Origin of the sequence: Pontibacter sp. HSC-36F09 (assembly GCF_024171605.1) — a bacterium.
Classification (GTDB): domain Bacteria; phylum Bacteroidota; class Bacteroidia; order Cytophagales; family Hymenobacteraceae; genus Pontibacter.
This window is the reverse complement of the sequence record NZ_JALKAA010000002.1, coordinates 181,447-199,834: the sequence shown is the minus strand read 5'-3', so window position 1 is coordinate 199,834 and position 18,388 is coordinate 181,447. Positions and strand designations below refer to the sequence as shown.

Sequence of the window (18,388 nt, the reverse complement as noted above, 5' to 3'; positions counted from 1 at the left end):
AAACGCTTCTATTGATTTTAAAGCCGCAATTGCTTCAAAATCCAATGTTGTGACAGTAAACAAAACACGCACAATCCGGCAAAACCAATTTTTTCAAATATGCAGGCACCAGGAGGCATAAGCTGTGTTGCTGCGGCTTTTTCTGGTTACAGCGCATGGCATAACACATACTGCATGTTCCTGTCTCTGTTCCCGATCCCGAAAATCAAGTCCTGAAAATCTTCAATCTGACACACCTCCAGCATCAGGGATAAAGCAGGTAATTTTGGCGCATTTGTTTATACTGGCTCAGCCCTGGTTCCCAGCTCTGGCGAATCTCTTCTTCCGAAACCCCGGCGATGATCTGCTCCTTAAACTTTTTGGTGCCGGCCAGCTTGTCGATGTTACCGATCTGGTTGCTCTGCTTGTAATCGAAGAAACGCTCCTTGTCCGGGTAAGCCTGGTACAGTTCGATCATCCAACTCAGGTTAATTCTGCCTGTCTTCCGGAAAGTGCTGACATCATAATTGCGCAAATCCAGACCGTAACATACCTTGTCCTGGTGTAATGGTGTTTCGGCCATGCCTTTTATACCTGTAGGTGTGTAACTGAAAGCGTATTTGTCTTTCATGTCCGGATGCCCCATCACGGTGAACGGGAACATGGTGCCGCGACCATGGTTAAAAATGGTGCCTTCGAAAAGACAGGTAGACGGGTATAGCAGGATGGCCTGCTGCGAGTTCAGGTTAGGGGAAGGCCACACGGGCAGATCGTAAGCCATGTCGTGGTTGTAGTTTTTCACCGGCACGATCTTAAGTTTGCACTGCACGCCGTTTGCCAGCCACTTTTCGCCATTTATCATCTGGGCAAATTCGCCCACTGTCAGACCGTGCGCAATAGGGATAGGGTGTATGCCGATTCCCGATTTATTTTCTGGCTCCAGGATAGGGCCGTCTACCAGGAATCCGTTCGGGTTGGGTCTATCCAGCACCATCAGTTCTACTCCGTTTTCGGCGCAGGCCTCCATCACGCGGTGCAGCGTAATGGTGTAGGTATAGAAACGGGTGCCCACATCCTGTATATCGAAGATCATCAGGTCCACATCGGCCAGGTCTTCTTTGGTCGGCTTGTTGCGCTTGCCATAGAGCGACACCACCTTTATACCTGTTTTAGGGTCCACGCTGTCCTCCACCTTTATACCGGCAGGGGCATCGCCCCTGAAGCCGTGCTCCGGACCAAATACTTTCACAATGTTCACTCCGAGTGCATGCAAACTATCCACACTCAGTTTGTTGCCGATGATAGAAGTCGGATTCACCACCATGCCCACACGCTTACCCTTCAGGTATGGCAGGTAAGCCTCGGTCTGGTCAGCGCCCGTTATGATGGGAGTTTGTGCAGCTTCAGGCTTTGCCGCTGCGCTTTGCGCAACCGGCGCCGTCTCTTGTTGCTGCGGTGCTTTGCACGATGTTGCCGCGAGCAGCAGTGCCAGCGCACCGTTCATCAGCATTTTCACATTCAAGGAAGTATACATAGTGGTTTTATTACAATGATAGCCTTGCCTTTGAGCAAGGGTAGATAGAACGTAAAGTGCGCAGTTTTATGCAACCTAACGCGACATTCCTGCTTTTTCCTTCACTAATTAACTCATTTATATTTCTATATACCAAATTTTATGCATATTTTTTTATTAAATCCGCAAAAACATGCAGCAAAACAGTTTCTCCATTAACATTTTGATAACTCACAGAGCCATAAAGCAGGTATAGCCATTACCCTGCCCTACCAAAAGCGCTTGTTTTGGGTTAGTTTCACTCTATATAATATAGGTGTAGTGAGTAAGTCCTCAATTCCAACTCATGAAGACTTTAACTCTCTATATAGTACAATTCTCTATTGTATTTCTCCCTACTGCTATTCAGAAAAGGGTTGTTTAAAATTTTAGCGGAAAACCTGCTTTGATAAACGCAGAAGTCTTTGCTAACTTAGAGGCTTCTAAGAGAGCATGTTCAAACTTCATCTTTCATATAACACACACTTTGCAGCGGAAGCCACCATTCGCTACCTCAGGACGCACTTTGCTGCCAGACGGCTTTAGTACTATTCTGAAGTTCTGCTCCTATCCGCTCCAAAAGGCACCTGAAAGTTTAAGCATTCTCTAAGCACCCTATTGCACAATTCACCTTATATGAAAAAGAGTCTACTTCTTTTTTCTTTACTGATACTCCTTATCAACCAAGCAATTGCACAGGACGCACCTTCTGGCAAATCTTCCAAGTCATCTGCCATCAAACTGCAGTTCCCGACCGATCCTGGCTGGAACGTACTGAAAGAGGGACAACAACTCGAGTTTGAGGTGCAGGCCAGCGGCGGCACAGGCTCCGAGTTCAGGTACAGCATCAAGCAGGGCAAAGTCGATGGCATGATCTTCGACTCGCTCGGTTATTTCTCCTGGACGCCCAATTACGACTTTGTAGACAGGCTGAGCGGCGGACGCGTGCTGCAGGTGATCTTTGAAGTCCGCAATAACAAAGACGAGAGCACCAGCCAGGTAGTGGATTTTAAGGTAGAGCACGTGAACCGCCCGCCCGTGGTAGGCGAACTGAAACCGCTCTATGTGCGCTACAACGCCCAGAATACTTATACCATCGAGTCGGCGGCGGTGCAGGACGAAGACGAAGACCCGATCGTGTTTGTGGCCATTGCCGAGGGGATGCCCGAAGGAGCCAAACTGTCGGCACAAGGAGAGTTTACCTGGAAACCATCACTCACGCAGTTCAACCGCCTGCGCAACAAGCCGATTCTGGTGGAGTTTTACGTAGAGGACCAGCCCGCCAAAGCCCGCACCAAGGGTGCTTTTAAAGTAGAGGTTACGCAGCAGGACCTGCCCCCTACCCTGCAGATGATTCCTTCTCAGAAGCGCTTTGTGTACAAAGAGGACGCCACTGTGAACATCAAGTTCCAGATCTATGACCCCAACGGTGAGCCCGACATTGCCACTTTCAGCTTTATTTCTACGAACGCCAATGTACCGGCTACTGCCCTGGTTAAAAACACGCCGTCGCAGTACGAATTCATCTGGCGACCGGGCTACGAGTTTGTTCGCGACCCGTTCGACTCGCTGGCTTTTGAGATGACCTTTTTTGTGCTGGACAAGTCGAACAAGCGCGATGAGCGCACCGTTTCGTTTACCATTCTCAATGCCGTAAACGAAGGCGAAAAGGACCAGAAACTATATAACGAGTACCGCGCCTCGCTGGTGCGCGCCTGGGACCTGATGGAGCAACTTAAGGAAACCGAAAAAGATCTGAAGAAGAAATATAACCGAGCCCGCAAAGGCAAGAAAGGTCGCTCCCTGGCCAATGCCTCGATGGGCGCTGTAACGGGAATAGCTCCCGTCGTGATAGATGAGCCAGCCACCAGCAAAAAGATCACGACCATCGGGGGCACCACCGTTATGACCATCGGTACGCTGGAGGCGACGGAAGTGATTGGCCGCTCCACCAAAGACTTGGTAGAGCGCCTGAATTACATCATCGAGAAGCGGAACGAACTGCAGACCAAAGGCGATGTCTTTGCCCGTAAGTATGCACTCAAGTCATCGCGCCGGAGACCGGAGTTTATAAAGGATGTGGATGATTTTGTAGCGGTGATGAACCTGAAAGGCCTGGTAGCGCTGGAACTTGATGCCAGCTGGAGGAATAAGAGCAAAGCGAGTGACGAGAACATTTCAAAGACATTTAAGGATTTCGGCTACGAGAGTCAGAATTAAATCGCTTTTTTGAAAAATCACTTTAAATGAAGAGCCCTGTTGGTGTTTTGCCAGCAGGGCTTTTTTTGTTGTAGGTATAGCAATTATATGGCGCGAGGGTTCTCGCTCGTGTCTGCTGTAGTGGGGCCTTTGGCCTAGGTATAGCTTTGTAGCTTTTACTTTTGCAGGTATAGCAAATGATATTGTTTTATAGCTTCGCCTGTGCGGCGGGCACTCACTTTTTTCCTTGATGACAGACAGGAAAGCAATAGCATAAAAGTCTCCCTTGTGAGTAGGGGCCCTCGATGAAGGGAGGGTCAGGTATGACAATGCGAAACTGATTTCAAATTATGGAGCACCTTTAACTTTAATAGTTCTAATTGATGGTTCGTCCTCTAAAACAAGAAAGCTGAAAGCAAACCATTGCGGCGCTTCCAGCTTTTTTGTTTTAGCCAAACTTTATCTTAAGAAGCTATTATCTTTTTAGCTAGCTCTATTTCTTCATCCAATATAGTATGCGGTCGGCCCGGGTATACCTTGCGGGTTACTATGGCACCCATACTTTCCAGCTGCTTCACGGTCTCGTCCACCCTGCTGACTGGCACGTGCGAATCAGGGTCGCCGGTCGTGATGAGCACGGGCGTACCTTCGAAATTGCCTTTGTAGTTACCCGCGTTCAGTTCCTGCCCGATCAGGCCGCCTGTAAAAATCAGCAGACCGCCGAAGCGCTGTGCGTGCCGGCTCGCGTACTCGGCTGTGAGGCACGCGCCCTGCGAGAAGCCGAGCAGGTAGATATCCTTACTCGCTATACCTTGCGCCAGTATACTTTGCACAGTTTCGTCGATCAGCTCCAAGGCTGAGTCCAGGGCAGGCTGGTTCTGATCAGCCGGCGCCATGAAACTGTAGGGATACCAGGTGTTGTTCGTGGCCTGCGGTGCAAAAAGTGTAAAATCATTGGTACCCAGTTCCTGCGCCAGTGGCAGGATGCTGGTCGCGGTGGCCCCTCTGCCGTGGATCAGGATCAGCGCCTTGCCAGTTTCTGACAAGGGTTTGCCCTGCGTGCGTATGTCCTTTTCGTGTGTGTACATAGTATACCTTTCGTTAAATTTCAGAATATCGCTTTAGTCCAGACTCGGCAATACGGCCTCAATTTTGGCTCTGTGCGGTTCGTACTGTGGTGGCAGCAAGAGCTTCTTGCCCAAGTCTTCAACCGACTCATCTGTCGCAAAGCCCGGATTATCGGTGGCAATCTCGAACAGCACGCCGCCGGGCTCGCGGAAGTAGAGGGAGTAAAAGTAATTACGATCTATCTTCTCCGTGATGTTGAGCCCTTTGCTCGCTATTTTCTCACGGAATCTCATGAGCACCTCCTCGTCCTTCACCCGGAAAGCAATGTGGTGGTTTGTGCCTGCACCGCCTTCGCCCCGCCCGATATTCGGATTCTCCACTATATCGATGATGTTAGCACCTTCCACCGCATCGGTACTATACCTATAAGTGCTGCCTGTCTGGTCCTGCAAGGTATAACCCAGGATATCGGTCAGAATAGCTGCCGTCTTTTCAGCTTTTAGCAAAGTGAGCGTTACGTTGTGGAAGCCTCTCGTAGCCACGTCGGCCTTCACTTCGTTTGTTTCCCAGGGCTTGCGCTTGTCAGCATTCTTAGGAATCACCAGTTCCAGCAGCAGTCCGTCCGGGTCCTGAAAAGGCAGGTACTGCTCCCCGAATTTCTCTGAAGGGCGACCGTAACTTACTTTGTGCTCATCAAAGCGTTTCATCCAGAAGTCGAAGCTACCTTCGGGTACAGCGTAGCCGATGTGTGTGGCCATACCTGCGCCAGCTTTGCCACGACGTGCTCCCTGGTATGGGAAGAAGGTCAGGATGGTACCCGGGCTACCTACTTCATCGCCATAATAAAGGTGATAGGTGCCGGGGTCATCAAAGTTGACCGTCTTTTTGAGCAGCCTTAACCCAAGCACTTTGGTATAAAAGTCCAGATTGCTCTTCGCCGAATCGGCAATAGCCGTGATATGGTGGAGTCCTAAGATGCTGTCTTCCATGATATTGAAAAGTAATTAACTGGTATTAAGGTATACGCGGGGCTGGGTGTTCTATGTCATTCCGAATATGTGTGAGAAATCAGAAGACTATAATCCCCGATTCCCACACATTCGAAACAACACTTAAAACCTTAGGCCTGCTTCACCAACTGTATTTCAGCCTGCAGCTTGATCTCGTCGCTTACGACCACGCTACCCGCTTCGGTTACCGCGTTCCAGGTCAGGCCAAACTCTTTGCGACTGATCTTACCTGTCACAGTAAAGCCTGCTTTATGCTGTCCGTAAGGATCTACTACCGTACCGCCAAACTCTACATTCACTGTTGCCGGCTTGGTTATGTTGCGGATAGTCAGATCGCCGTGCAGTTTGTAATCGTTACCGCCCACGTTCTCGTAGCGTGTGCCTACAAAGCGTACTTCGCCGTGATTGTCCGCATCAAAGAAGTCGGCTGACTTCAGGTGCGTGTCGCGCTGCTCGTTGTTGGTGCTAATCGAGTTCACATCGGCTGTAAACACAATGTTGCCGGCTCCGTTGAAATTCTCGTCTTCGCTCTCCGCTTCAACCGTGAACTTCTCGAAATAACCTGTCACGGTGGTGATCATCAGGTGCTTTACTTTAAACTGTACTTCGCTGTGGGTTGGGTCAACTGACCATTTTACGCTTGCCATAATCTTAATTTTATAATTGGTTTTAAATGTTTCTCTGCTGCAAATTTACAACAAATGTATAGACTTTAAATGTATATACATCGATTATTTTAAAAAGGTTTCTCATACCTTCTATTTTAGTGATTGAGCCTAACAATTAGCGACATTTTTCATAACCTGCCACAACTACCGACGAGTGCAACCAGAGCAGTTGCCAGACTGAAGAACACCAATCGCTTTAGTATTCCTTATCACCTGACATTAGCAGGATTTGCCTTGTTTCTTTCTGAAATTTATACCTTATCGGCAGGTATAAATTTTCATTTTACCAATTTAGTTTGTATACTTGTCTTAATGCGCAATCGATTGCACAGAACTAATTAAACCAGCATGGCACACAACACATTAAAAATTCATCCGGAAGACAATGTACTCGTGGCCCTCACCGACTTGCGGGAAGGCGATGTGGTAGAATTTAATGGAAAGCAGATTGGAATAGTAGCGAATATACCTGCCAAACATAAGTTTGCGGAGCAACCGCTGGAAGCAGGGCAGGAAATCATTATGTATGGCTCGCTCGTGGGGAAAGCCACAGAGGCTATACCTGCCGGCGGCATCCTGACCACAAGCAATGTAAAGCACCAGGTTTCGGGCTTCACTGGCAAGACCAAAACTATTGACTGGCAAGCACCTGACGTGTCGAGGTGGGTAGACAAGTCGTTTATGGGATTCCACCGGGCAGACGGACAGGTAGGGACTGGAAACTATTGGCTGGTGATTCCGCTGGTGTTCTGCGAAAACCGCAACGTAGAAACCATCAAGCAGGCCTTTATGGAGAAACTGGGCTTCGGGCAACAGGACCTCTACAAGGAATATGTGCAGCAAATGGTGGAACTCTACCAGGCGGGCAAAACCGATGAAATCGCGACGCTGCCTTTGCAGCCAAACTCCACCAACGGTCGCCACCGCGTTTTTGAGAACATCGACGGCATTAAGTTTTTGACGCACGAGGGCGGCTGCGGCGGTATACGTCAGGATTCGGATATGCTCTGCGCCTTGCTGGCCGGCTACATCCACAATCCCAACGTGGCAGGCGCCACCGTCCTGAGCCTCGGTTGCCAGAACGCACAGGTACCGATTCTGGAAGAGCGCATCAAGGCGCTTAACCCGAACTTCTCCAAACCACTTATCATTCTGGAGCAGCAAAAAGAAGGCACCGAGCAGCAACTACTCACACAGGCCATTCGTCAGACGTTCCTGGCGCTGGTAGAAGCAAACAAACAAACCCGCGAGCCTGCACCACTTAGCAAACTGGTCATCGGTATGGAGTGCGGCGGCTCTGACGGTTTCTCGGGCATCTCAGCCAACCCGGCAGTTGGCCACGTGTCGGACCTAATTGTGGCGTTGGGCGGCAAGTCAATACTATCTGAGTTTCCGGAGCTGTGCGGCGTGGAGCAGGAAATAATTAACCGCTGTGTAGACGACAAAACCGCCGACCGTTTCGTGCACCTGATGCGCGCCTACGCCCATGCTGCTGAAGCTGTTGGCTCAGGTTTTGATATGAACCCAAGCCCTGGCAACATCAAAGACGGTCTGATTACTGATGCCATTAAATCGGCGGGCGCAGCTAAAAAAGGGGGCACTTCACCGGTGGCAGATGTGCTTGACTATGGCGAGTATGTTGTGCAACCAGGCCTGAACCTGCTTTGCACACCCGGCAACGACGTAGAGAGCACCACAGCTATGGCGGGTTCCGGCGCCAATATGATGCTGTTTACAACAGGACTGGGCACGCCCACAGGCAACCCGATCACACCTGTCATCAAGGTATCATCAAACACGAAGTTGGCTGAGCGCATGCCCGATATTATTGACGTGGACACAGGCCCTGTAATAGCAGGCGAGAAAACCATCGAAGAAATGGGCGAGGCCATGCTGGATTACATTATAGAAGTAGCGAGCGGCAAAAGCATCACAAAAGCGCAGCTACTTGGTCAGGACGACTTTATTCCCTGGAAACGTGGCGTGTCGCTTTAAGACTTCTGCCAGAAATAGATAATACTTGAGTTTATTAAATTGGTGAAATGGCCAGTTCTTCCTTGCGAAGGACTGGCCTGACCTATTTACTCCGTCCTGAACCAAACTTCCCGGATAGCACCCTTAAACAAGGACCTTTTATCCATGCGGGTACCAATGGAGGTATAGGCGCTATCGGCAATGGGCAGGTACTCAATGGCCCCGGAAACTTCTTCCTTTCCGTTCACAAAACCCGTAAGCACGCCGTCTTTGTAACGCAGTTTGATAGTGGCCCATTCATTTACAGGGTGTGTTTTAGTTGAGTCGAGAAGGGTGAGGCTGGCCTTTTCGGTGCGCATGAAGAAGTCAGCGTACCATTGCTGTTTGTTGTTCAGTCGCAACTCAATGAGGAGGCGCCGGTCGGGGTTGTCGGGCTCCTGAATATGCAGAAAACGTTGCTCCACATTTGCAGGGTAGCCCGAAGCAGGCTTAAACACCACTTCTATCTCGAAAGCCCTGGCTCCCGCTATGGGGTTGGCGGGCACGAGCAACCCATCCTGTTCACCGTCAAAAGCGACTGATTTGCGCCCTTTATCAGCAGCCACTACGCGGGGGGCGCCCCATACCTCGGGCACATGCCCTCCTACTTCTTCCAGCGTATGCAGTTGCCAGACATGCATCAATGCCTCTCTAGGCTGGGGCTTTTGGGGTACGCACGCCACACAAATGAGCGCAAGCAATCCGCATAAAGACGCGGCTATACCTGGGTTATACCTTGTATTTCTTTTATAGAGGGCAGCTTTCATTTTTTCACCACCTTATCTGCCAGTGGGAGCTTGTTTTCTTTGATGCCTGCAAGTACTAACTGCGCCATCAGTCGTGCGCCATACTCGTTAAAGTGCGTGTTATCGTCCTTGCCATCGGGATAATTGGGGTGCTCGCCCGGTGCCAGTTGCAGGTATAGGTGCTTCGAGCCTTCCACACCCAGGCGCTGTAGCAGTTGCTGACTCTGGCGGTCCAGGTCGATAAGCGGCACATTTTGCGATTTGGCTACCTCCCGCACAATGGCAGCATAAGTCTCGTGTGTACTAACTATCTTACCCGCTTCGTCGAACTGGCGACGGGCAACCGGGGTAAGCAGTACAGGTATAGCCTGCTGTTTTCTGGATTCCTGCACAAAGCGGGTCAGATTTGCCCGGTACTGGTCCTGCGTGGTATAGCTTTTTTTTGTTTCTACTTCGTCGTTGTGCCCGAACTGAATAAACACATAATCACCGGCCTGCAGGTTATCGGCTACAGGTTGCCACAGGCCCTCTTCTATAAAAGTATGGGTGCTACGGCCATTTTTCGCCCGATTATCCACGGTTACACTACTGTCGAAGAAATGCACAAAAGGCATCCCCCACCCTGTCTCCGGATAGGCTTTCGTGTCTTTAATGGAGATAGTAGAGTCGCCGATCAGGTATACCTTGATGGGCTGCTTTGGCTGCTGCTGCGGAACGAGCGTTATCAGAAGTATGGAAGTTATGAGGAGTATCAGTTTCATAGAGGTAAGTAAGGTATCAGGGTAAAAGATACAAAAATCTCAGACAGAACAGTTAAGCTTTGCTGGCTACCAAGTATAGTGGCTATTTTTCGGTTTCAGCTAACATGGGTTTTCCCCTTTTGCAAAGCTGCACCGCAAGTCCCCAAGGATCACGCAGCATGACCAAATGCGAGCCGTCCTCCAGGTGCTGCTCCGAGGCAAGTGTGGCTCCGGCTGCCATCAGCCGGTTTTTATCAGCTGTCGGGTTTTCTGACACAAAAGCCAGGTGTACCAACAGCGGGTTCATGTCACGGTAAGGGGGCACTTCATCAGCTGGATTCAGGTATATTTCAATCATAATCCTGCCACTGTCATCAGCCAGGAAAGTCATAAAGGGCGCCTGTTCAATCTGCCGCACTACCTGCATACCAAGGTGCTCCACATACCAGGCCGCCATGGCAACCGGATTTTCTACGTTCAGGGCAAAGTGTTCTAATTTCATATCCGTGATCTTTGTTCAATTATTTCAGCCACTTCTCCAGCCATTCAAAAGCGTCTTCCTGCATGGCGATGGTCATGGAATGCGGCACGTCATAGTAGTTGCATTTGAATTTATCCGTTGCTTTCATTTTGCTGTAGATACCTGCCAGCTTGGTTTCTGCCGCTTCCATACCTACCGGGTTGAAAAGTTTGTCCTGCTTGCAATTCATGACCAGGAGCGGCCGCGGCGCATTGAGCGAAGCCACATCCGGCAGATCAAGGTATAGGTTTTGCCGGGGCACGTACATCATCCAGGTATGGTGGGTGTGGTTGCGCAGCATGTGCTCAAAAGTAGTGGAAAAAGCGGCCACTATACCTGTCTTCACCCGGGCATCAAGCCCAAAAAGATACGTACTGCGCAAGCCACCCAGCGACAGTCCGATGCAGCCAATCCGTTCCGGATCTACCTCCGGCCGCGACAGCAAGTAGTCGATCGCGACCCTATCGCTCTGCACGATCATGCCCAGCCAGGTAGTGCCCGCCGCCAGTACTGTTTTGTTGATAGCTGCCTCGTGCCCATTGGCAAACTTATTATAGGTTTTGATATCAGCGTTCTGCTCGCCGGTCAGCTGCTTGCGGTAGTTTTTAGTAAGATCATCGCTCACTTGCTCCGGGTCCAGCTTCTGAGAACCAAAGTAGGGCGCATCCGGCGACAGTACGATAAAGCCTCTCTTGGCCAATTCGTCGGCATAGGTTCTTCCTTCATACAGATTCTGGATGTAGGTCTTCAGTATTTCCGGCTGGTCATCGGTCAGACTATGCTTTTCTTTACCAAAAAAGTAAAAACCGCCGTGGTCATGAAGGGCGATCACAGCAGGTGCCGGTTTGGTCAGGTTGTCAGGTATTAGCAGGAAGGCCTCGGTTTGCTGATGAGCACTTACCATGTAGCGCACCAGGTATTGGGTATAGCCATCTCGTTTGGTCGTGCTGATGACCTCACTTTGCAGCGGCACAGGCGCCGGGTTGTAGGCCAGCAATTCCTGCAGCTTCCCTTTCGCCTCCTTGCGCCACTTTTCGGTATTGCGGTGCTTGCTGTTAAGGTATGAGAGGCTGCTGTTTTGCTGACTCGCATGATCACGCAGCACCGGGTAGAAGTTGCCGATGTCAGAAGTCTGAGTTTGGCCTCGGGCAGGAAAACAACATACCAACAGAAGACTGACCAGGTATAGACAGCATACTTTCGACTTCTGCATTACTTTTGACCAACTGTTGTACCTGCCTTCAACTCCTGCATACCTTGAAATACCAACTGCGCCACCGCAGTTGCTCCCTCCGGCTGAAAATGCGTGTTGTCTTTCTGGCCATCCGGGTAGGCGGTATACTTGCCGGCTGGCAGGTTCATGAAATAATTGTCTGTCACATAATCCTGCCCTTTGGCTGTGAAGGCATCAATGGATAGCTGCGTCAGGTCGATCAGTTGCACGTTCAGTTCTTTGGCTACATCCTTTACTGCTTGCGGATAGTCCCCATGTACATTGCTCAGTTTGCCGTCTTTCCAGGGGTAGTTGCGGTTCACGGGCGTCAGCAGGATAGGTATAGCGCCTTTCTTGCGGGTTTGATACACGTACAGGCGCAGGTACTCTTTGTAGGCGGTGACATTGGTATAGCGCTCGGGTTTGTTTTCGGCGGCGTCGTTGTGGCCAAACTGCATCAGCACCAGGTCGTTTTTCTGCAGCGACCGGTATACCTCTGCCCAGCGCCCTTCTTCAAAGAAAGTGCGTGTGCTACGCCCTCCCCGAGCTTTGTCTGCCACTATCACACTGTCAACTTTGATCAAGTGCCTGAGTTTGCGCAGGCTGTCAGGCCGCATGAAGGGCTGAAACACCTGTCCCCATCCAGCCACCGGATAGCGGGTGGTCATGTAATCTTTGTCGTCATAGTCGCCGGTATAGTCGGCCACGGTGGAGTCGCCAATCAGGTATACCGTAACAGTTTTTTTCTTGAAAGGCACAAAAGCCACCAGCACGAGGCTCAGTACTATGGCCGCAAGTCCGAAAACTAGTTTTTGCATAATGGGTTTGCTTCAGGTGTAACAGTTTTGTTGTAAAAAGATAAAAAAGCATGGCCCTAAAGTGACCATGCTTAGTGTTTCAAATGAAAGTTCTTATTACTCAATATTGAGTGCCGTACCAGTCAGGTCTTTGCCTTTCGAAACCTGCTTGGCGGCGTTGTTAAAGTCTTTTTTCTCCAGGCGTACCTTCTCGGTTTTTGGCCCCAGCACCTTTACCACTGGCTCTTTGCCTTCGTTGTAGCTAAAGCCGGTGATGTCGATGTTCTTGCTGTTATAGATAGTAAGAGCAGGTCCTTGCTCCGTCTCCACCCTCACGTTTTTGAGTATAATACCGTCAGTGTCTACAGCGGTTATACCTTTCTTCGCCTTCAGCACGGCGTTCTCAATGTTCACATTCTTCAGGTTCATTTCTGGCAAGCCTTGCAACGCCAGCGCCTCGTCAGCACCTGCCACCCGAATATTTTTCATGTAGATGTCCTTGAATGAAGGGGTTTCTTCTGTTACCGGCATCAATTGCTCGTCACGCTTTTCTGTTTCAGCCTTTTGGGTAGCTTCCAGCACAGGAGAGTTCCCGCCGTAGAACAAGTTAAAGCTGATGGCCTGGGTAGGAATGTTGATCATGTCAATGTTCGAGATGTAGATGTTCTCTACCACACCGCCACGGCCCCGTGTGCTCTTGAAGCGCAGACCGATGTCAGTGCCGATGAAGGTACAGTTGGAAACGTGCACATTTTTCACCCCACTCGACATCTCGCTACCCACTACAAAACCACCATGACCATGGTATACCACGTTGTTCTTCACGATCACATTTTCGGTAGGTATACCCCGCTCGCGACCGTGTTGGTCTTTGCCTGACTTGATGCAAATGGCATCATCTCCCACGTCGAATGTGTTGTTGTAGATGACAGAGTTCTTGCATGACTCCAGATCCAGGCCGTCGCCGTTCTGCGAATACCAAGGGTTGCGCACCGTCAGATTACGGATGGTCACGTCTTCGCACATAAGCGGATGAATGTTCCAGGCCGGAGAGTTCTGGAAGGTAGGACCGTCGAGCAATACTTTTTTGCAGTTTATCAGGCTGACCATTACAGGACGCATGAAGTCTTTGATCGGCTCAAACTGCTCTTTCTCCGTCAGGTCAAGCGGCACGTTAAAGTTACCGGTTACAGCTCCGCGCTTAGAGCTTTCAGTAGGATACCAGATCTTACCGTCTTCGCGCAGCACACCTCCCGATTTCACCAGCTTTTTCCATTGCCCTTCGGTCATTTTATCTTTCTTCACCGGTCTCCAGGCATCACCGTTTCCATCGATCACACCTTTACCGGTAATGGCTACGTTCTCTAAGTCACGACCTGAAATCGGCGATTGGCAACGGAAGGTGTTCAGGCCTTCGAAGCTGGTTTTTACAAGTGGATAGTCGTCAAAATCATTGCTGAACAGCACCAATGCCCCATCCTCAACGTGCAGGTTAATGTTGCTCTTGAGCACGATAGGACCAGTTAACCACATTCCACGTGGTACGATCACTTTGCCTCCTCCTTTGGCAACTACATCGGCAATAGCTTTCTCAAAGGCAGCTGTGTTCTTGGTCAGGCCATCGCTTACTGCACCAAAATCGGTAATGCTGACGCTGTAGTTGCCGAAACTTGGCTCCTGCACACGCAGCATGTCGAACTCGATGCCTTCGTATACCCAATCGTCGTTGGTAGTGCTGGCGGCCACAGGGGCAGTTGCAGGGTTATTTGCAGTAGCCGTAGCGGCTGGCTGTTGCTGGCAACCGAACTGTAGGGCGCCGGCTATACCTGCCAGTAGGAACAAGCGGTGTTTCAATATCTTCTTCGTAATCATATCTTCAGCTTTAGTCTCTTACAGAAATTTTAGTCGTGTTTGGGGTGATCCGGAACCAGTCCACATCGGCAAAGCCGGAGTCGTTGGTTTTGCCGGGGCGGGTGGCAAACAAGCCTACCTTAGCGCCTATCCAGCGACCGGGTACGGCTGTAAAGGTCGAGCCCACCGTCTTGAAATTCGTGCCGTCCTCGCTATAGCTAAACTGGCACTTGGCATCTTTGCTCACACTCACCCGGAAGTATACCTCGTTGCCATTCAGCTTGCCGAGCACCTCTTCTTTCTCCGGGGTTCCTTGGTGAGCTTTAGTGGCAGTGTTGTACGTCAGGTATAGCCCATCGAGCTTGCTCACCAGCGATACATAAGCATAATCTTCGCCCATCACGATCAGGCCAGTGCGCTCGTCCTGCAGTTTCGGGTTTGGCGTGAACTTGAGCTTGGTTGTGGTGGTGAACGTTTCTGCCGGAAACTTCTGCAGCAATAGATTGGGCGCGTCCCAGTAGTTTTTGAAGTCTTCTGGCAACTGCTCGGTGAACAGTCGCAACTGACCTTTGCTACCGGTTGCGAAAGCCCAGGTTGATTTTGGGTTTGCATGCCACTGCCACTGCAGGCCCAGGGTATGGCCGTCAAATTCGTCTGATTCCAGCGGAGTGGCTACCGGGTATACCTTGCCTACGTTTGGCTTCTGATGAGTCAGTACGGGCTCACCTTTGCCGTCACCGTCTTTGTCTATACCTATCACCGGCCAGTCATTCACCCACTTCACCGGGTTCAGATGCACCACGCGGCCGTACGCTTCTATATCCTGAAAATGTATGAACCAGTCCTCACCCGTTGTAGTCCCGACCCAGGCACCCTGGTGCGGACCATTTACCGGTGTGCTGCCTTGGTCCATCACGATCTTCTCTTCGTAAGGGCCATATACATTTTTAGAGCGCAACACTAATTGCCAGCCCGTGGCCACACCTCCTGCCGGCGCAAAAATGTAATAATAGCCGTTGCGCTTGTAAAACTTCGGCCCTTCCACGGTTGGGTGTGCATCATGTCCGTCAAATACCATCATGCCTTCGTCCAGCACCTTCGTACCATCCGGACTCATTTTGTTCAATGTAAGGATGCTTTTTATACCTGCGCGGCTTCCGGCCCAGCCATGTATCAGGTAGGCTTTACCATCTTCATCCCAAAATGGACATGCGTCGATCAGGCCTTTGCCTTCTTTCACCAGCACCGGCTTCTCCCACTCTCCGGCCGGATCTTTAGTTTTCACCATGTAAACACCGAAATCCGGATCGCCCCAATAGATGTAGAACTCCCCGTTGTGGCGGCGGATAGAAGGTGCCCATACCCCATTGCCGTGCTGTGGCCTGGAGAAATGATCATAAGGCGTGTTGCGATCCAGTGCGTAACCAATGATGCTCCAGTTCACGAGGTCTTTGGAGTGCAGAATCTGCAGACCAGGTATAGCATTAAAGCTGGAAGAGGTCATGTAATAATCTTCGCCTACCTGCACCACATCCGGGTCAGAGTAGTCGGCATGCAGGATTGGGTTCTTATACCTGCCATCTCCCAAATCAGCCACCCATACCTCCGAAACAGGGGCAGGTGTTGACTGTATCGTCTCTGCCGTCGCGTTTGTACTATCTTTTTGAGCTAGTCCTGAGCAGGAACTGAGCAAAAATGAAAAGCAAACGGCAGCGTAAAGTACAGGTTTCTGAGTCATGGCAAAGGTGTTTCAATAAGGTAAAAAATCTATTTACTGGCTGTTTCTGGTCTTTCTCCCGGTATCCAGCCGTCGAATATTTTCACTAAGGTATAATCGTCGAGTTGTTTCTTGCTGAGTTGGTGCGCCCACTTGACCCGCTTGCCTGCCTTGGCACCCGGTCCTTTGGACTTATACTCGGCATAAAAAGTAGTTTGCTCCGCCTCCGGCTTGTTCCAGTTGTGCCAGCCTTCGGGCTTGATATGCGGACCAAGGTAGCTGTTGATGAACACCGTTTTGGCATGTGCCCTCCAGGGACGACCGAGGTAGTAAGAGTCTTTCGGAGCGTCGCCGGTAAGGCGGCAGTTGAGGAACACAAAGCCGTAAGGTGCACCTTCCAGTGTAGAGGCGGCCGTCACGTAACTGCCGCCTTTTTTGCTGTAAATCTCGCAGTTCTCAAACACAGCCGTGGACCAACCAAAGATAAAATCGGTCGTGCCTTCGATGTAACAGTTCTTGTAATACTGCCGGCTTTTCTCGCCGTGCGGGTATAGCGTGTCCTGGTTACCCAGAAAACGGCAGTTGGTGAACATCACCCGGTCACCGTCAATGCGCACCGCGACTGCCTGCCCTACCGGACCAGCAGAGTTTTCGAAGGTGATATTCTCGGCAGAGAAATCATCTCCAAAAATAAAGAAGCTGGTGGAGCCGGTAGTGCCCATCTCTTCGCCGAAGCGGTTCTTTTTGGAGGCGTAATCATCGTAGGTAAGTACCGTGTGCTGCACATTCTCCCCCACTAGTTTCACCATGGTCTTGGAAGCCGGCAGCACCAATTTCTCTTTGTACACGCCTTTTTTGATGTAGATGGTCGTGGTGTTTTTTCGAAAATCCGGTACTGCATCGATAGCTTCCTGCACTGATTTAAAGTCACCGCTACCGTCCTGCGCCACCACAAAGTCATGCTGCTTCTGCTTCTGCGCCTGCGCCTGCACCAGGAAAAGGCAGAACAGCAGCGTAAGAAGGGCGGTATACCTGGTAATTGTAAGCATGGTTTCGGATTACTTTGCAGATACTTTTGACTGGTTCAGCTCTTCAAACTCAAGCGAAGCCATGATAAAAGGCGCTACCGCTTTGGGATCATCGTTCCGACGCTCCTCGTTGATGTAGTACTCATAAGTGCCATCGCGGTAAGGCGTACCGCCTAGCCCAGCCACGGCACACACATTCGTGATACTGATCGTACCATCCTCGTTCTTCTGAATCAAGTTATTGAGTATACCATCATACCCTTTCTGTGCTACCTGCATGTACTTCTGATCAATGTGGCCGTTTTTCGCCGCCTTTACCAAAAAGTAAGTATACATGCTGGATGCCGAACCTTCCAGGTAATTTCCTTCTCTGTCGCCCTGGTCTACTACTTGGTACCAAAGTCCGGTATTCTTGTCCTGGTACTGTTCCAGAGCACCTGCCATCTTTTGGGTTATCTGCAGTATCTCGTCTCTTCTGGGGTGATCTTTCGGGAAGAAGTCCAGCACATCGACTAATGCCATCGCATACCAGCCCATGGCGCGTCCCCATACATGTGGTGATTTACCAGTCTCCGGATCAGCCCACTTTTGCTCCCGGCTCTCGTCCCAGCCATGGTGCCAGAGGCCTTTCTCACTGTTCCAGGTATACTTGTCTACCAAAACGATTTGCTTGGCCACGTCGTCAAAAATGGCAGGCTCGTTGAACTCCACTGCATACTGCGCCAGAAACGGTGAAGCCATGTACAGGCCATCCAACCACATCTGGTTCGGGTAAATTTTCTTGTGCCAGAAGCCTCCTTCTTTGGTGCGGGGGTGGGTACGCATCTGGTCGCGTAGTTCCTCCACAGCCAGTTTATACTTGTTGTCGCCTGTCTCTTTATAGAGCTCCATCAGGAACTTGCCCGGATTCACACGGTCGATATTGTAATCCATCTTCTTGTAGGTCATGATCGTGCCGTCTTCGCTGATCATGGTGTCCGCAAAAGCCTTGATGTAGGTCAGGTACTTCTCATCACCTGTTTTCTCCCATACCTGCTCGATGGCACTGGCAAACAAGCCTTGCGTATAGTCCCACTTCGGCTTTTCTTTGAAATCAATCATCCACCCCTCCGGATTTCGTTTGATATCAGAATCTGCCATCCACACAGACCACGGCTTTTCAGCGGCAACGGTCTGGGTTTGGGCAGTGTTTTCAGTTGCCGATCCGCCCGAGCTACAGGCAGTGGCTAAGGCCAGCAGGACAGGCAAGGTATATTTTGCAATATTCATAAGTTTGGTAAAAAGGTG

General features: G+C 50.4%; 15 protein-coding genes. 2 read left to right on the top strand and 13 right to left on the bottom strand.

Annotated features, from left to right (window positions below; genetic code table 11):
* Positions 1 to 244: 244 nt before the first annotated feature.
* Entirely contained in the window at positions 245 to 1,513 is a 1,269-nt protein-coding gene (locus L1278_RS06915) for an exo-beta-N-acetylmuramidase NamZ domain-containing protein (protein ID WP_253402275.1), read from the bottom strand.
* A 654-nt stretch (positions 1,514 to 2,167) separates the two neighbouring features.
* Here L1278_RS06915 and L1278_RS06910 point away from each other — a divergent pair.
* Complete coding sequence (locus L1278_RS06910) at positions 2,168 to 3,751, top strand: hypothetical protein (protein WP_253402273.1); 1,584 nt, start codon at positions 2,168 to 2,170, stop codon at positions 3,749 to 3,751.
* Positions 3,752 to 4,194: 443 nt separating this feature from the next.
* Here L1278_RS06910 and L1278_RS06905 read toward each other — a convergent pair whose 3' ends face one another.
* From L1278_RS06905 to L1278_RS06895, 3 genes are all read right to left on the bottom strand, one after another.
* Positions 4,195 to 4,818, bottom strand: a complete 624-nt coding sequence (locus L1278_RS06905; RefSeq protein ID WP_253402271.1) for an alpha/beta hydrolase — start codon at positions 4,816 to 4,818, stop codon at positions 4,195 to 4,197.
* Positions 4,819 to 4,851: 33 nt separating this feature from the next.
* Positions 4,852 to 5,787 carry a ring-cleaving dioxygenase gene (locus L1278_RS06900; protein WP_253402269.1) on the bottom strand — a complete coding sequence of 312 codons (936 nt, stop codon included), beginning with the start codon at positions 5,785 to 5,787 and terminating at the stop codon, positions 4,852 to 4,854.
* Positions 5,788 to 5,918: 131 nt separating this feature from the next.
* Complete coding sequence (locus tag L1278_RS06895) at positions 5,919 to 6,455, bottom strand: YceI family protein (RefSeq protein WP_253402267.1); 537 nt, start codon at positions 6,453 to 6,455, stop codon at positions 5,919 to 5,921.
* A 369-nt stretch (positions 6,456 to 6,824) separates the two neighbouring features.
* Here L1278_RS06895 and L1278_RS06890 point away from each other — a divergent pair, with 369 nt between their 5' ends.
* Positions 6,825 to 8,471 carry a UxaA family hydrolase gene (locus L1278_RS06890; RefSeq protein WP_253402265.1) on the top strand — a complete coding sequence of 549 codons (1,647 nt, stop codon included), beginning with the start codon at positions 6,825 to 6,827 and terminating at the stop codon, positions 8,469 to 8,471.
* Positions 8,472 to 8,557: 86 nt separating this feature from the next.
* Here the strand turns inward: L1278_RS06890 and L1278_RS06885 are convergent, their stop codons facing one another.
* From L1278_RS06885 to L1278_RS06845, 9 genes are all read right to left on the bottom strand, one after another.
* Positions 8,558 to 9,256, bottom strand: a complete 699-nt coding sequence (locus tag L1278_RS06885) for a LamG domain-containing protein (protein ID WP_253402263.1) — start codon at positions 9,254 to 9,256, stop codon at positions 8,558 to 8,560.
* Positions 9,253 to 9,996, bottom strand: coding sequence for a rhamnogalacturonan acetylesterase (locus L1278_RS06880; protein ID WP_253402261.1), 744 nt, complete (start codon positions 9,994 to 9,996; stop codon positions 9,253 to 9,255). The genes L1278_RS06885 and L1278_RS06880 overlap by 4 nt, the downstream gene beginning before the upstream one ends.
* Before the next feature lie 82 nt (positions 9,997 to 10,078).
* Positions 10,079 to 10,477, bottom strand: coding sequence for a VOC family protein (locus L1278_RS06875; RefSeq protein WP_253402259.1), 399 nt, complete (start codon positions 10,475 to 10,477; stop codon positions 10,079 to 10,081).
* Between the two features lie 19 nt (positions 10,478 to 10,496).
* Positions 10,497 to 11,708, bottom strand: coding sequence for a dienelactone hydrolase family protein (locus L1278_RS06870; protein WP_253402257.1), 1,212 nt, complete (start codon positions 11,706 to 11,708; stop codon positions 10,497 to 10,499).
* Positions 11,708 to 12,526: a rhamnogalacturonan acetylesterase gene (locus L1278_RS06865; RefSeq protein ID WP_253402255.1), complete on the bottom strand. Its 819-nt coding sequence runs from the start codon at positions 12,524 to 12,526 to the stop codon at positions 11,708 to 11,710. The genes L1278_RS06870 and L1278_RS06865 overlap by 1 nt, the downstream gene beginning before the upstream one ends.
* 96 nt (positions 12,527 to 12,622) lie before the next feature.
* Positions 12,623 to 14,377: a glycoside hydrolase family 28 protein gene (locus L1278_RS06860; RefSeq protein ID WP_253402252.1), complete on the bottom strand. Its 1,755-nt coding sequence runs from the start codon at positions 14,375 to 14,377 to the stop codon at positions 12,623 to 12,625.
* Between the two features lie 10 nt (positions 14,378 to 14,387).
* Entirely contained in the window at positions 14,388 to 16,094 is a 1,707-nt protein-coding gene (locus tag L1278_RS06855; RefSeq protein ID WP_253402250.1) for a glycoside hydrolase 43 family protein, read from the bottom strand.
* A gap of 29 nt (positions 16,095 to 16,123) precedes the next feature.
* On the bottom strand, positions 16,124 to 17,122 hold the full coding sequence (locus L1278_RS06850; protein WP_253402248.1) for a pectinesterase family protein: 999 nt from the start codon (positions 17,120 to 17,122) through the stop codon (positions 16,124 to 16,126).
* A gap of 9 nt (positions 17,123 to 17,131) precedes the next feature.
* Complete coding sequence (locus tag L1278_RS06845) at positions 17,132 to 18,370, bottom strand: glycoside hydrolase family 105 protein (RefSeq protein WP_253402246.1); 1,239 nt, start codon at positions 18,368 to 18,370, stop codon at positions 17,132 to 17,134.
* Positions 18,371 to 18,388: the final 18 nt, after the last annotated feature.